This is a genomic window from Micromonospora sp. WMMD729 (assembly GCF_049315225.1).
Lineage (GTDB): Bacteria > Actinomycetota > Actinomycetes > Mycobacteriales > Micromonosporaceae > Micromonospora.
In genome coordinates this window covers 251109-265104 of the sequence record NZ_CP186059.1, presented here as the reverse complement: position 1 = coordinate 265104, position 13996 = coordinate 251109, and the positions used below count along the sequence as shown (strand labels likewise).

Here is a 13996-nt window from a genome sequence, read left to right as displayed (position 1 = left end):
ACCCGGGACACGTCCGGTACCTCAGCGGACCTGGTCACCCTCACCGGTACGCGCCTGGGCCTGGTCGACGCCCTTGTCGATCTGGTCGTCGTACCTGCCACCGGTGCGCTTGTCGGCCATGTCGCCAGCCTTCTGCATACCCTGGTCGACCTGCTTGTCGTGCTTGTCCGCGAAATCCTTGGCCTTGTCCATGAAGTCACCCACGGCGTTCCTCCTCCTCGGGTAGTCCCCTTTCGCGTTCCCTGGTCCCGACCGCGCAAACGCCTCCGGTGGGGCGTAGACCGCGAAGGCCCGAACAGCGGACCCGGGCCGGCGTACGATCCGCGCGGACGGCCGGGTGTCGGCGCACGGCCGGCCGGGTACCGACCTCGCCGAGATCGAGGAGGGCCGACATGACGGCAGACGAACCCGGGGCGGACGCCGCGCCGACAACCGGCGGCGCGCAGCAGGCGGGCACCACGGCGGCGCGGGCCGGCGGCACGGCGGCACTCGGCGGCACGGCCCCGGCCGGTGACACCGGGCCCCGGCACGCGTGGGCGGCGCTGCCCTGGCTGGTACGGACCGCGGTGTCGTGGAGCGCCTGCCTGGTGGTGATCGTCGCCGGGCTCTACCTGCTGGGTCGGATCGCCGTCCTGCTGGCCCCGCTCGCCATCGCCCTGGCCGCCACCATCTTCCTCACCGCGCTGTTGGACCCGGTGCTGGTCCGGTTGCGCCGCCTGCGGCTACCCGCCGCGCTGGCCGCGCTGCTCACCGTGCTGCTGCTGCTCGGCATCCTGGTCGGCGTCGGCGCGCTGGTCTGGAACCGGACCGCCAGCCAGTTCGACCAGCTCAGCCAGGAACTCACCCAGGGTCTCGACCGCAGCCGCGACTTCGTGACGTCCACCCTGCCGGTCAGCGAGGCCCAACTCGACAAACTCGTCGACCAGGCCCGGGAGGGGCTCAGCGGCAGCTCTCCGGACCCCGTGTCCGGCGCCCGGACGGCCAGCGAGGTCGTCGGTTCCGCGCTGCTCGCCCTGGTGCTGCTCTTCTTCCTGCTGAAGGACGGTCGGTCGATGTGGCACTGGACGCTGTCCCGGATGACCGGCCCGAACCGCTCCGTGGCGGCCGAGGCCGGCCGGGCCGGCTGGCAGACGCTCGGCGCGTACAGCCGAGGGACGATGATCATCGCGGCCATCGACGCGATCGGCATCGGCCTGGCCCTGGTGGTGCTGCGGGTGCCGCTGGCCCTGCCGTTGGCACTGATCACGTTCCTCGGCGGCTTCGTGCCGATCATCGGGGCGACGGTCGCGGGCGCGGTCGCGGTGCTGGTGGCCCTGGCCGCCAACGGGCCGACGACCGCGCTGCTCACCCTCGCCGCCGTGGTCGCAGTGCAGCAGATCGAGGGCAACCTGCTGGAACCGCTGGTGATGAAGCGTCAGGTACGCCTGCACCCCGCCGTGATCCTGGTGGCGGTCACCGCCGGCACCCTCATCGCGGGCATCGCGGGCGCCTTCGTCAGCGTCCCGATCACCGCCGTGCTGTGGCGCGTCGTCGACACCGTCCAACGCCGCCGCGCTACCGCCGACCTCACGGAGTGATGAGCCCGCTCACCAACGGCGGGACGCGGTCGTCATCCGGGCGAGATGGGTGGTGAACCAGGCGCCGGCGTGCTCGGCGACCTGGTCGAGCGTGCCGGGCTCCTCGAAGAGGTGGGTGGCGCCCGGCACCACCCACAGCTCGCCCACGTCCCCCAGCTCGACGAGCGCCCGCTCGTTGAGCGCCAGCACCTCCTCGTCCGCGCCGCCGACCAACAGCAACGTCGGAGTACGCACCTTGCCCAGCGCGGTGCCCGCCAGGTCGGGTCGGCCGCCTCGGGAGACCACCGCACCCACCCGGTCGGCACGCGACGCGGCCGCCACCAGCGCGGCGGCGGCACCGGTGCTGGCACCGAAGAGACCGATCGGCACGTCACCCGCCGGGTGTTCGGCCGCCAACCAGTCGACGATCCCGGCCAGCCGGCTGGCCAACATCCCGATGTCGAACCGGAGTTCGGCGGTGCGCGTGTCCACCTCCTCCTCGGCCGGGGTGAGCAGGTCGACCAGGACGCACGCGAGGCCGCGGGAGTTCAGCGTGCGGGCCACCGCGACGTTGCGCGGACTGTGCCGCGAGCTACCGCTGCCGTGCGCGAACAGCACCACGCCCACCGGTTGAGCCGGCAGGAGCAGGTCGGCGGGGAGCTGGGCGTCCCGAACCGGGATGGTCACCGTGCTGCGCTGCTCGTCCATGCCGCACCTCCGTACTCGCCTGCGCTCCGGTTACCCCGCCGGTCGCGTCGCACGCGCCCCGGGCGGCGGCCGGTGGGCGGCGTTTGCCGGGTGGGCAGCCGGGTACGCGGCGAGAGACCGCAGACCGTGTAGGCGCAGCCGCGCCCCCGACGGATCGCGAGGACCACCATGGCCAAGCAGCAGATTTCCCGACAGCAGCAGCTGGCCGAACGCGCCCAGCGTGAACAGGACGCCGAGCGCAACCAGGACTTCGGGGACCAGGACTTCGGTGACCAGGCCGCCTCGGCCCGTCTCCCCGACGATCCCAAGGCGGCTGCGCCGCGGGACGCGATCGGACGCCCCTCGACCGGCGAGCCGGTCTGACGTACGCGCGGAACGGCCGGGGCGGGAGCACTCCCGCCCCGGCCGTCACTGCTCCTTGTTCTCGGGCAGCCGGAGCAGGGGCGACCGGCCCGGCGGCTGTTCCGGCGGCGGCCCCGAGGGCTCGGCCGGCGGCACCGGCACGGTCACCGGTTCGTCGCAGGTGACCCGCACGATCTGGTCGTGGTGCCGCAGCTCCACGACGTCGTCCGGGCCGCCGTGGCGCAGCGAGTACGTCGTCTGGTGCGGGCGGACGTCCACCCGCAGCGCCAGACCCCGCCACTGCAGCGAGAACTCCAGGCGGGTGAGCCGGCTGGACAGCCGGGGCGCGAACGACAACCCACCGTCGTGGTCGCGCAGCCCGCCCAACCCGCTCACCAGGGCGAGCCACGCGCCGGCCAGCGAGGCCATGTGCACGCCGTCGCGGGTGTTCTCGTTCAGGTCGTGCAGGTCCATCAGCGCGGCCTCGCGCAGATAGATGTGCGCCAGGTCGGGATGGCCCACCTCGGCGGCGAGCACCGACTGGGTGCAGGCCGACAATGACGAGTCACGCACCGTCCGACGCTCGTAGTAGAGGAAGTTGCGGACCTTCTGCTCGGGGGTGAACGCGTCCCCGCGCCAGTGCATCGCCAGGACCAGGTCGGCCTGCTTGACGACCTGTTTGCGGTACAGGTCGAAGTACGGATAGTGCAGCAGCAGCGGGTACTTCTCGGCGGGCGTGTGCGCGAAGTCCCACTCCTGCAACCGGGTGAACCCCTCCACCTGCTGGTGCACGTCCAACTCGTCGTCGTACGGCACGTGCATCGACGTGGCGGCGTCCCGCCAGCTCGCCGCCTCCTCGTCGGTGACCCCGAGGTGGAACGCCTCGTCCCGGTAACGCATCACCACGTCGGCGGCAGTGAGCAGGTTCCGCTGGGCCATCAGGTTGGTGTAGATGTTGTCGTTCTTCACCGCGGTGTACTCGTCGGGACCGGTCACCCCGTCGATGTGGAACCGGCCGTGCCGGTCGTGGTGCCCGATCGAGCGCCACAGCCGGGCGGTCTCCACCAGCAGCTCCAGCCCGATCTCCCGCTCGGTGGCGGTGTCCCCAGTGACCAGCACGTAGCGTCGTACCGCGTCCGCGATGTCCGCGGCGATGTGGAACGCCGCCGTACCCGCCGGCCAGTACCCGGACGACTCCGGCCCCTCGATGGTCCGCCACGGGAAGGCGGCGCCCGCGAAGTTGAGCGTCGCCGCCCGTTCCCGGGCCTGTTCCAGGGTGCTGTGCCGCCACTGCAGGGCGCTGCGCACCGCGCTGGGCTGGGTGTACGTGAGCACCGGCAGAACGAACATCTCGGTGTCCCAGAAGGCGTGCCCGTCGTACCCGGGGCCGGTCAGTCCCTTCGCCGAGATCGGCCGCTGCTCGGCGCGGGCGCCGGCCTGGAGCACGTGGAACAGCCCGAAGCGCACCGCCTGCTGGATCTCCGGATCGCCCTCGACCAGCACGTCGGCCGCGTCCCAGAACTCGTCCAGGTAGGCGCGCTGCTCCCGGTGCAGCCCGTCCCAGCCGTCCAACCGGGCGCCGGCCAGCGCCGCGCCGACCTGGTCGCGCAGCGCGGGCAACGAACGTCGACTCGACCACCCGTACGTCAGATACTTGACCACCCGTAGCTTCTCGCCGGGCTTGAGCACGCAGCCGATGGTGGTGCGCACCCAGTCCTGGTACCCCTCGGACTCGATGGTGGTGTGGTCCGGGCCGTGCACCTCGTGCTCCATGGCGGCGGCGACCCGCAGCCCGGACACCTTCGTACGGTGGATGAGCTGGCCGCCGTCCGGGGTGGTCAGCTCCTCCTCGGCCTGCAACGGCGATTCCAGCACGGCCGCGACCCGGGGATCCTTGCTCTGCGCGGGCAGCGACTCGTTGGCCACCAGCTCGGACTGCACGATCAGCCGCAGCGGGCCGTCGACGGCCTCGACCTCGTAGCTGATCGCGGCGACCGACCGCTGGGTGAACGACACGAGCCGGGTGCTGCGGACCTTGACCTCACGGCCGGCCGGGGAACGCCAGTGCAGCTCCCGGTGCAGGGTGCCGGCCCGCATGTCGAGGATCCGCTCGTGGGACAGCAGCTCGCCGTAGCGGACGTCAAGCGGTTCGTCGTCGACCAGCAGCCGGATCAGCTTGCCGTTGGTGACGTTGACGATGGTCTGCCCGGACTCGGGGAAGCCGTAGCCGGCCTCCGCGTACGGCAGCGGACGCAGCTCGTAGAACGAGTTGAGGTAGGTGCCGGGCAGGCCGTGCGGCTCGCCCTCGTCGAGGTTGCCACGCAGGCCGACGTGCCCGTTGGAGAGCGCGAAGACCGATTCCGACTGGGCCAGCACGTCCATGTCCAGGCGGGTCTCCCGGATGTGCCACGGCTCGACGGGATAGGCCCGCTCCCGGATCACGCGTGCCCCCGAGGGCCGGGCGGGGCGGCGTCGCCCGCGTCGAGCAGGTCGGCGAGATCCTGCACCACGATGTCGGCGCCGTGGGCCAGCAGCTCGTCGGCCTGCCCGACCCGGTCGACACCGACCACGTACCCGAACCCGCCGGCCCGGCCGGCGGCCACTCCGGAGAGCGCGTCCTCGAAGACGGCGGCCTGCGTCGGGTCGACGCCCAGGGCCTTGGCGCCGGCCAGGAAGGTGTCGGGGTGCGGCTTGCCGCGCAACTGCTGTTCCCGGGCCACGATCCCGTCGACCCGCGCTTCGAGCAGGTCCGCCAGCCCGGCGGCGGAAACCACCTCGCGCCCGTTGGCGCTCGCGGTGACCACCGCCCGGCGCAGCCCGGCGGTGGTTGCCGCCCGCAGGTAGCGCACCGAGCCCGGGTACACCTCGACGCCGGAGGTGCGCAGCCGGTCCAGCAGGAGGACGTTCTTGCGGTTGCCGATGCCGTTGACCGTGTCGGCGTCCGGCGGATCGTCCGGGCTGCCCTCGGGGAGCACGATCCCCCGGGAGGCGAGGAACGACCGGACGCCGTCGGCACGGGGTCGGCCGTCGACGTAGCGGTTGTAGTCGGGGCCGGGATCGAACGGCTGGAAAGGCGTTCCGGTCTCCGTGGCGCGCTTGCGCAGGAACTCGTCGAACGTCTCGGTCCAGGCGGCGTTGTGCACCCGGGCGGTCTGCGTCAGCACACCGTCCAGATCGAAGAGACAGGCGGTCACATGAGCAGGTAGGCCCAGCACGGTACGAATCTAACCACCCCGTTGGGTCCGCAAACCCGTTTTGCGCCGCCGTCCGGCCGGCTCAGTTCGGCCGCAGGGTCCAGATCACCGTCATGGCCGACGTGGGCGTGCCGTCCTCCGTGGCGATCTCCACCTCAACTCCGAACTCGGGCCGCTGGCCGGACTCCAGCTCGGCGACCACCTCCGACGCCGGGCGCCCGAGCCGCGCGGTCGCCAGCACCGCACCCAGGGCCAACTTGCGGTAGGCGATCTCGGCCCGGACGGCGAGCGGCACGGCCCGGTCGAGCAGCTGCCCGAAGGCGGCCAGCACGACCGCGCCGGAGGCCGTCTCGCCGAGCGTGAACATCGCCCCGGCGTGCGGGCCACCCACGTGGTTGTGGGTGGCCGGCGTGTCAGGGAGCCGGACGACGGCCCGCACGCCGCCGTCCGCCTCGGGCGCCACCTCGACGAACTCGATGCCGAGCGTGCGGGCGAACGGCACCGCTTGCAGGATGCCGGCCGCCACCTGGCGGGAGTCGATGGTCATGACCCGACGCTACTTCTCGGTAACCAGCCCGGCAACCAGGGTTTTTCCTGTGCCACGGTCAGAGGTTGGAGATCGTGCGCAGGATCTCCGCGTAGAAGTTGCCGTCGATGCTGCGGAAGAGGGAGAAATCCTGACCCGGGTCGCCGAAGAACGGGCGCAGCGTCCACGCCAGCTGGGTGCCGACGAAGCCGAAGAGCAGGATCCAGATGTAGAGCAGCGTCATGCTGGCCGGGCGCTGCGTGGGTTCACCGCGGCGGACCGGTGGGGTGGCCCACGGGCGCTGCTGCACCGGGTAGCCCGGCGGCACCGCGCCGGGCGGGAACGCGACGCCGGGCTGCTGCCCACTCCACTGCGCCGGAACCGCCGGCTGGTTCGGCGCGGTGGTGGTGGCGCTCGTGCCGTCGGGCGCGGCACCGTTCGCCGTCGAGACGACAGCCGCGCCGGCCGGAACCGCGACCGGCTCGGCCGCACCCGCCGTCGCGGTGGCCGCAGTGGCCCCGGCGGGCACGGCGACCGGGGCGTTGACCTGGGCCGGAGCGCTGACCGCCGCAGCGGCGCCGACCTGAGCGGGGGCGTTGGCCGTGGCCGTCGCGTCCGCCGCCGGGGCGAGCAGACCGTGGTCGTTGAGCACCTGCATGCCGCCGGTCAGGAAGCGCAGCCCGACCAGCGCCGACAGCGTCAGGATCGCCACGTTGAGCAGCTTGAAGAAGCCGTAGTCAGGCGCGGTGATCAGGAAGAAGAGGCTGATCGGCGCGAAGGCCACCGCGAGCATCGAGGTGACGGTGATCGCCACCATCACCAGTGCCAACGACTGACGCACCGAGAGCCGGGCGCCGAACACCAGGTTGAACAGGTAGAGCGTGGGCAGGCAGATGGCCAGCGTCACCAGGAACAGCAGGGGCAGCTTCAGTGCGGACGTCAACGCCATCAGCGGGCTGTGGAACGCGCCGAGCACCGCCCCGTAACAGGCGAGAGCGACGGCGGAGCTGGCCAGCATCCGTCCGGTGAGGGCGTTGAGGTCGCCCTCGGCCACGATCTGCTGCCAGATGCCCTGGCGGTCCCGCAGGATGCGCTCGATGACGAGCGGACTGGGACGGTCACCCGACACGGGGGCACCCCTCTCGGTCAGGCACGAAATGGACTGGGTGGGCAGACGGTAGGGCACCGGACGTACGGCCCGCCACCCCGCTCCGGCGTGGCGTCACCGCCACCCCACGTCGATACGTGCGCCGCGCTCGTCGAAGAAGTGCAGGGCGTCCATCCGGACCGAGACGGCGAGCGGGTGCCCGGCCGTGACCGCCGGGTACGGCGCGAGCCGGACCGCCAGCTCCGCCGGGCGGCGGTGGTGCCGACCCGGGTCGGGCAGCACGCTCGTCGACCGCGACGTGCCGGTCGGCGTCTCCTCGGGCTCCACCGGCTTGCCGGTGAGCCGCTGCATCACCGCGCCGAACCGGCGCAGGCCACGCTGGCCGACCGGGGGCGGGTCCAGCGGCGCGCCCATCTCGTCCACCATGATCGCGGTCGCACCGATGTCGAGGAACGCCAGCGACTCGTGCCCGTGGTGCTCCAGGTAGCGGATCCGGCCGCGCAGCACGTCACCGGGGCTGTCCGGGGCGACCGGGGTGAGCGCCTCGGCCCGCATCCCGACCACGATCCGCTCGCCGTGGTAGTGCGCCACGGCCCGACTGCGGATGTCGTTCCAGGGCAGGTAGAGCGACTGCTCGCCGAGGTTGAGCGCGATGTACCGGTCGAGGTGGACGTAGACCGACGCCTCCAGCAGGTTCATCCGGGGGCTGCCCAGGAAGGCGGCCACGTAGAGCGTCGCCGGCCGGCCGTACACCTGGGTGGGCGTGCCCACGTCCTGGAGGACGCCCCGACGCATGATGGCCACCCGGTCCGCCATGGTCAGCGCCTCGGCCTGGTCGTGGGTCACGTAGACGGTGGTGACGCCCAGCTCCCGGGTCAGTCCGGAGATCTCCGCCCGCAGCTCGGCGCGCAGCCCGCTGTCCAGGTTCGACAGCGGCTCGTCCATCAGGAACAACCCGGGCCGTCGGACGATCGCGCGGCCCATGGCGACCCGCTGGCGTTGGCCACCGGAGAGCTGGCCGGGCTTGCGGCCCAGCACGTCGCTGATGCCGAGAGCGCTCGCCACGTCGGTGACCCGCTCGCCGCGCGGTTCCGGTTCCACCCCGGCCAGCCGCAACGGGAAGGCGATGTTGTCGCCGACGGTCATGTGCGGGTAGAGCGCGAAGTCCTGGAAGACCATGGCGATCTTACGGTCGCGGGGCGGCAGGTCGTTCGCGAGCTCCCCGTCGAGCAGCACCGCGCCCTGCGTCGGGTCCTCCAGTCCGGCGATCATGCGCAGCACGGTGGACTTGCCGCAGCCCGACGGCCCCAGCAACACCATGAACTCGCCATCGTTCACATCGAGATTTATGCTGTCGACGGCCAGCGTGCCGTCCTTGAAAACCTTTGTCACATCTTTAAGCGCGACGGTGCTCACCGTCATGTCCCCCACGTCTCTCGGCCGAACTCCTGATGACTGTGACCAGGATCATTGGTCCCGCACATCGGGTAAACGTCTCATGTTCGGCTCATGTCGCCACCATTACGCGGCGTACGAGAGGTGGAGCTGTCAGCAGCCTGCCGGCTGGTCGGGCGGCTCGCCGAGGAATACCCGGCGCACCACGCGCTCGGCGGCCCGCCCGTCGTCCAGCCCGCAGAACCGGCTACGGAAGCGCTCGCGGGCCTTGCCGGCCGCGTCCGAGCGCACGGCATCGGTGCGGAACAGGTCGAGCAGGTCGGCGAAGGTGGCGGCCACCGCACCCGGCGGTTCCGCCGTGACGTCGAAGTAGACACCGCGGGCCAGGCGGTACGCCTCCCAGTCCGGTGTGTAGAGCACGATCGGCCGGTCCAGTACCGCGTAGTCGAACATCGCCGACGAGTAGTCGGTGACCAGCACGTCGGCGATCAGGTAGAGATCCTCCACGCGCTGGTAGCCGCTGACGTCGCGGACCCGGCGGAACGCCGCCGGACGGCCGGGCCGGCGCTCCCGGTCGTGGAAGTAGTGGCTGCGCATCAGCAGCCGACCCGAGTCACCCAGCGCCTCGACGAACCGGTCCGGGTCGAACGGCGGGCGGTAACCGGGCAGGTGCTCGCGGTGCGTCGGGGCGTACAGGACCACCTGCTCGTCCGGGGCGAGCCCGAACTCGGCGCGCAGCCGGCGTACCTCGTCGGGACCGGCGGTGACCAGCCGGTCGTTGCGCGGGTAACCCACCTCCAGGGTGGCGTACGTGGCCGGGTAGGCCCGATCCCACATCTGGGTGGAGAAGCTGTTCGAGCTGACGCTGTAGTCCCAGCGGTCCACCCGGCGCAGCAGGCCGGGGAAGTCCATCCGCCCCGCGCCGATCGGGTAGCGCTGCTGGTCCAACCCCATCACCTTGACCGGGGTGCCGTGGTGGGTCTGCACGTGCACCTGCTCCGGTCGCTTGCGGACGAAGTCCGGGTAGTTCACGTTGTTGACCAGCCACCGGGCCCGGGCCAGCACCCGGTAGTAGGCCGGCGTGCCGGCGACCACGTACTCCACCCCGTCCGGCACGGCGTCCACCCGGTCGCGGCGCACGATCCACACCCCGCGTACGCCGGGAGCCAGCCGGCGGGCGGCCTCGTAGATCGCCGCCGGGTTGCAGGAGTAACCCCGGAACCAGTACGCCGCGTACACCGCGAGCGTCGGGTCCACCGGCCGGCGCAGCTCCGCCCGGTAGTACTCGCGCAGCAGGCCGTCGCGGGTCAGCCGGGCGCCACGCCGGGCCACCGGACCGACCCGACGCCGGGCGGTCCGCGCCTGCCGGCGGGCCGTGTCGCGGGCCCGACTGGCGGCCCGCAGGGCGCTGAACGTCCGCCACCGGCCACTCGCGACCAGCCGGTGCTTCACCCCTTCGACACCCTCCGGCACGGGGTACCCGCCGACCGGCAGCCACCGCGCGTAGTCCGCGCTGATCTGCGCGAAGAACGCCGGCCGCAGCTCGGGGGCGATGCGCTGACCGTTGCCGAGCACGGTCAGGTAGTGCCAGATCATCCGCTCGAAGACCGCCGGGCGCAGCGCGTCCACCGTCGGCGACCAGGCATCCATCAACAGGAAGACCCGGTGCCACTGGGCGAAGACCTCGAAGTGCCGGTCCCCTCGGGTCTTGGTGATCGCGCCGGCGCGGCGCTGCCGGTAGTTCACGCAGACCCGGTCGAGTACGCCGATCCGACGCGCCGCCATCAGCACCGGGTAGCTGAACGAGACGTCCTCGTACCACCCGGCCGAGAAGCGCAGGCCCAGGTTGACCAGGAACTCCCGGCGGACCAACCGGTTCCAGGCGGTGTGCAGCAGCCGCATGGCCTCGGGCCGTTCCCGCAGCCCGAACGTCTCCGGACCGGGCGACTCCGGGAACACCTCGGCCATCGCGCTGCGGGTGGCGGTGTTGTTCCAGTGTGTCCGGACGTGGTCCACCAGCAGCACGTCCGGCCGGGTCGCCCGCAGCCGCTCGGCCACCTCCGACAGGCAGTCCGGCGCCAGCCAGTCGTCCCCGTCGAGGAACCACACGTACTCGCCGACGGCCCGGTCCAGCCCGATGTTGCGGGCCGGACCGAGACCGACGTTCTCCGCCAGCCGGACGGCCCGGACCCGCTGGTCACGCGCCGCGTACTCGTCGATGATCTCGCCGCTGGCGTCGGGCGAGCAGTCGTCGACCGCGATCAGTTCGAGGTCGGTCTCCGGCTGGCCCAGGATCGAGTCCAGGCACTCGCGCAGATAACCCTGCACCTTGAAGGCCGGCACCACGAAGCTGATCAAGGTCATCCGGCCGTCCCTTACGTCAGCGCGGCGCGGCACCTCCCGCGCCCACCGGCGCGGCGGCCGACGCCCGCACGCGACGGGCCGGCCGGACGAACCAGGCCAGGACGACGCTCACCACGAAAACCACGAGAAGGTACGCACCGAGTGTAGCCATGCCGATACTCACGGTGCCGGCAATCGCCAGGAGGGCCAACAGCACCGATCGTCCCTCCCAGCCCAGCGTGGCGGGGTGCAGCGGAGGTGCCGTCTGGCGCTTCTCCAACCGGGCGGTCAGGTCGTAGTGGTGCACGGTGAGCACGAAGACGTACCCGAAGATCAACCAACCCGGTGCACCACCGACCACCCCGACCGCGATCGCGAACAGGTACTCGGCGGCCCGCAACGCGGCCGGCACCAGCCAGTCCAGCGGCCCGTTGTGCGCGGCCCCGGCGCCGAGGCCGCCGACCAGCAGCACCAGCAACGCCACCGGCACCGCCCAGCGCAGCCCGTCCGGCGCGTCCCCCAGCAGGGCCGCTACCAGCAGAGCCGCCGGGCCGAGCGCGGCGATCACCGCCAGGGTGAGCGGCCCCATCGGGCGGACCACCGGCAGCCGACGGGCCAACGGACCGTCGTCGCGGTGCAGGGTGGCGTCGACCGTGTCCAGCACCGGCACCCACATCCAGCGGGCCCGCAGCGTGCGCAAGGCACCGGTGTACGCGAACGCCAGCCCACCCCACACCAGCACCGCGATCAGGCTGACCAGCGGGTTGAACAGCGCCACGGTCAACGCGATCAGCGCCCAGCGCTCGCCGATCGGGAAGACGACGGTCCGCTTCAGCCAGTACGACACCGAGCCGGTGTCCGCCTGCACCCGGGTGGACGCGGCGTTCAACCGGTCACCGATCCCGCCGCTGCCGCCCGTCGTGGTACGCGGCCGGCGGGCCGCCTCGTCGTGCAGCACGCCGTACCAGGTGTCGGTCATGTGCCGGACGGTCTGCAACGTCATCGCGGCGATGGCGAGGGCCCAGCCGTTGCCCAGCCCGGCGTGGCTCACCCCGAAACCCAACCCGGCGTAGACCAGGTACTCCTTGGCCCGGTCGGCCATCGTGTCCAGCCAGCCGCCCCAGGCGCTGAAGTGCCGGGTGTAGCGGGCCAACTGGCCGTCCACGCAGTCCAGCACGAAGCCGAGGTACAGCAGCACCGCGCCGCCGACCAGCGCCGGTCGCCCGCCGACCCCGAACAGCACCGCGGCGGCCAGCGCGAAGAGCACCGAGATCACCGTCACCCCGGTGGGGGTGAGCCGCAGTCGGGCCGCCCACCGCACCACGTACGGCGACCAGGTGCTGACGAAGTAGGTGGAGAAGAAGTCGTCCCGCTCCTTCACCGAGAGCCGCAACTCGGCCCGGTCCTCGTCGACGGCGGTCACCGCCGCCTCGGCGGCGACCAGCGCGGCCTCGTCGTCGACCCGGTGCGCCACGAGCAGACGTACCCGCTGGGCGAAGATCAGGGTGCCGAGGGCCGCGAGACCCGCGACGAGCCGGTCCACGGCGGACCCCGGGTCGTGCGGGCCGGCCGACCCGCTCGCCGGCAGCGGCGAGACGTCGCCGGCCGGGCCGACCGGGGCGACGGGACGCGCGCCGACGGCGGCGGCCCGGGCGGCGGCGGCGAGCGTCGGCAGGTCGTCCACGCCGACCCGGAGCGCGCCACCGAACACGCCGGTGGCGTCGCCGTCGAGAGCGTCCAGCGGTCCGGCGTCGACCACCTGGCCGCGTTCCTCCCGCACCGCCGTGCGGCCGGGCACCGGCGGGTCACCCAGCACCAGCGCCACGGTCGGTCCCACCGGGCTGGTGGCGAGGTGCCGCAGCACGGCGGTGTGCGCCACCAGGTCGGTGCCGGTGATCAGCAGCGGACCGTCGGCGGCGTCGGCCACCGTGGCCAGCTCGTCCAGGGTGGCGGCGAAGCGCACCTCGGTCGCCCCGGCCCGGCGCAACTGGTCGGCGAGCCGGTCGGCCAGCGGCTCGCCGCTGGAGGTGGTGAGGCCCGCCGCGGACGTCCCGGCGGCGAGCACGATCGCGAGCGTCACCGCGGGACCGCGGCGTGGTACGCGTCGAGCGCCTCGGCGATGGTGCCGTCGAGCGTCAACCGGCCCGCGTCGAGGTACAACCCCCGACGGCAGAACCGGGTCAGGTCCTTTTCGTTGTGTGACACCAGCACGAGCGTGCGCCCCTCCCCGAGCAGACGGTCAATCGTCGCGTAACACTTCTTGCGGAACTCCGCGTCCCCGACCGCGGTCACCTCGTCCATCAGCAGGATCGGGTGCGGCAGGTGCGAGATGATCGCGAAGCCCAGCCGCACCTTCATCCCCGACGAGTAGTGCCGCACGGACGTGTCGATGGCCCGTTCCACCTGCTCGCCGGCGAACTCGACGATCTCGTCGAAGTGCCGCTTCAGGTAGCTCGTCGACAGCCCGTGCAGCCCGCCGACCAGGTGCAGGTTCTCCCGGCCGGTCAGGTCGTTGGAGAAACCGGCCGACAACTCCAGCAGCGGCGCCACCGCGCCGCGTACCCGGATGTCGCCCTCGTCCGGGATGAGCACCCCGGCGATCAGCCGCAGCAGGGTGCTCTTGCCGGTGCCGTTACGGCCGATCACCCCGACCGTCTCGCCCGGCTCGACGGTGAACGACACGTCGCGCAGCGGCCAGAACTGGCCGGGCAGTGCGCCGCGCCCACCCCGGTGGATGAACAGCTCCCGCAGCCGGAGCTGACGGCGACGGTTGCGGACGAACCGGATGCCCAGCCCGTCCGCCTCGATGATCGGCGCGGCCACG

The 13996-nt window shown here is 72.3% G+C and carries 12 protein-coding genes; 2 read left to right on the top strand and 10 right to left on the bottom strand.

What is annotated here, in order from left to right:
* Positions 1-21 precede the first annotated feature (21 nt).
* Positions 22-192 (bottom strand): antitoxin, encoded by a 171-nt coding sequence (locus tag ACN263_RS01210; RefSeq protein WP_422740904.1) that lies wholly within the window; start codon positions 190-192, stop codon positions 22-24.
* 200 nt (positions 193-392) lie between these two features.
* Here ACN263_RS01210 and ACN263_RS01205 point away from each other — a divergent pair, with 200 nt between their 5' ends.
* Entirely contained in the window at positions 393-1577 is a 1185-nt protein-coding gene (locus tag ACN263_RS01205) for an AI-2E family transporter (RefSeq protein WP_422737988.1), read from the top strand.
* 9 nt (positions 1578-1586) lie between these two features.
* Here the strand turns inward: ACN263_RS01205 and ACN263_RS01200 are convergent, their stop codons facing one another.
* Positions 1587-2264 carry a dienelactone hydrolase family protein gene (locus ACN263_RS01200; protein ID WP_422737987.1) on the bottom strand — a complete coding sequence of 226 codons (678 nt, stop codon included), beginning with the start codon at positions 2262-2264 and terminating at the stop codon, positions 1587-1589.
* 168 nt (positions 2265-2432) lie between these two features.
* Here ACN263_RS01200 and ACN263_RS01195 point away from each other — a divergent pair, with 168 nt between their 5' ends.
* Positions 2433-2627: a hypothetical protein gene (locus ACN263_RS01195; protein WP_422737986.1), complete on the top strand. Its 195-nt coding sequence runs from the start codon at positions 2433-2435 to the stop codon at positions 2625-2627.
* A 45-nt stretch (positions 2628-2672) separates the two neighbouring features.
* Here ACN263_RS01195 and ACN263_RS01190 read toward each other — a convergent pair whose 3' ends face one another.
* The 8 genes from ACN263_RS01190 to ACN263_RS01155 form a co-directional block, all read right to left on the bottom strand.
* Entirely contained in the window at positions 2673-5048 is a 2376-nt protein-coding gene (locus tag ACN263_RS01190; RefSeq protein ID WP_422737985.1) for a glycoside hydrolase family 65 protein, read from the bottom strand.
* Complete coding sequence (locus ACN263_RS01185) at positions 5045-5821, bottom strand: HAD family hydrolase (protein ID WP_422737984.1); 777 nt, start codon at positions 5819-5821, stop codon at positions 5045-5047. Before ACN263_RS01185 ends, ACN263_RS01190 begins: the two co-directional genes overlap by 4 nt.
* 61 nt (positions 5822-5882) lie before the next feature.
* Positions 5883-6347 carry a DUF4442 domain-containing protein gene (locus ACN263_RS01180; protein WP_422737983.1) on the bottom strand — a complete coding sequence of 155 codons (465 nt, stop codon included), beginning with the start codon at positions 6345-6347 and terminating at the stop codon, positions 5883-5885.
* 58 nt (positions 6348-6405) lie between these two features.
* Positions 6406-7455 carry a hypothetical protein gene (locus tag ACN263_RS01175; protein ID WP_422737982.1) on the bottom strand — a complete coding sequence of 350 codons (1050 nt, stop codon included), beginning with the start codon at positions 7453-7455 and terminating at the stop codon, positions 6406-6408.
* Between the two features lie 93 nt (positions 7456-7548).
* Positions 7549-8850: an ABC transporter ATP-binding protein gene (locus tag ACN263_RS01170; RefSeq protein ID WP_422740903.1), complete on the bottom strand. Its 1302-nt coding sequence runs from the start codon at positions 8848-8850 to the stop codon at positions 7549-7551.
* 132 nt (positions 8851-8982) lie between these two features.
* Complete coding sequence (locus ACN263_RS01165; RefSeq protein ID WP_422737981.1) at positions 8983-11193, bottom strand: bifunctional glycosyltransferase/CDP-glycerol:glycerophosphate glycerophosphotransferase; 2211 nt, start codon at positions 11191-11193, stop codon at positions 8983-8985.
* A gap of 16 nt (positions 11194-11209) precedes the next feature.
* Positions 11210-13252 carry a DUF5941 domain-containing protein gene (locus ACN263_RS01160; RefSeq protein ID WP_422737980.1) on the bottom strand — a complete coding sequence of 681 codons (2043 nt, stop codon included), beginning with the start codon at positions 13250-13252 and terminating at the stop codon, positions 11210-11212.
* Positions 13249-13995, bottom strand: a complete 747-nt coding sequence (locus ACN263_RS01155) for an ABC transporter ATP-binding protein (protein ID WP_354973251.1) — start codon at positions 13993-13995, stop codon at positions 13249-13251. Before ACN263_RS01155 ends, ACN263_RS01160 begins: the two co-directional genes overlap by 4 nt.
* Position 13996 lies beyond the last annotated feature (1 nt).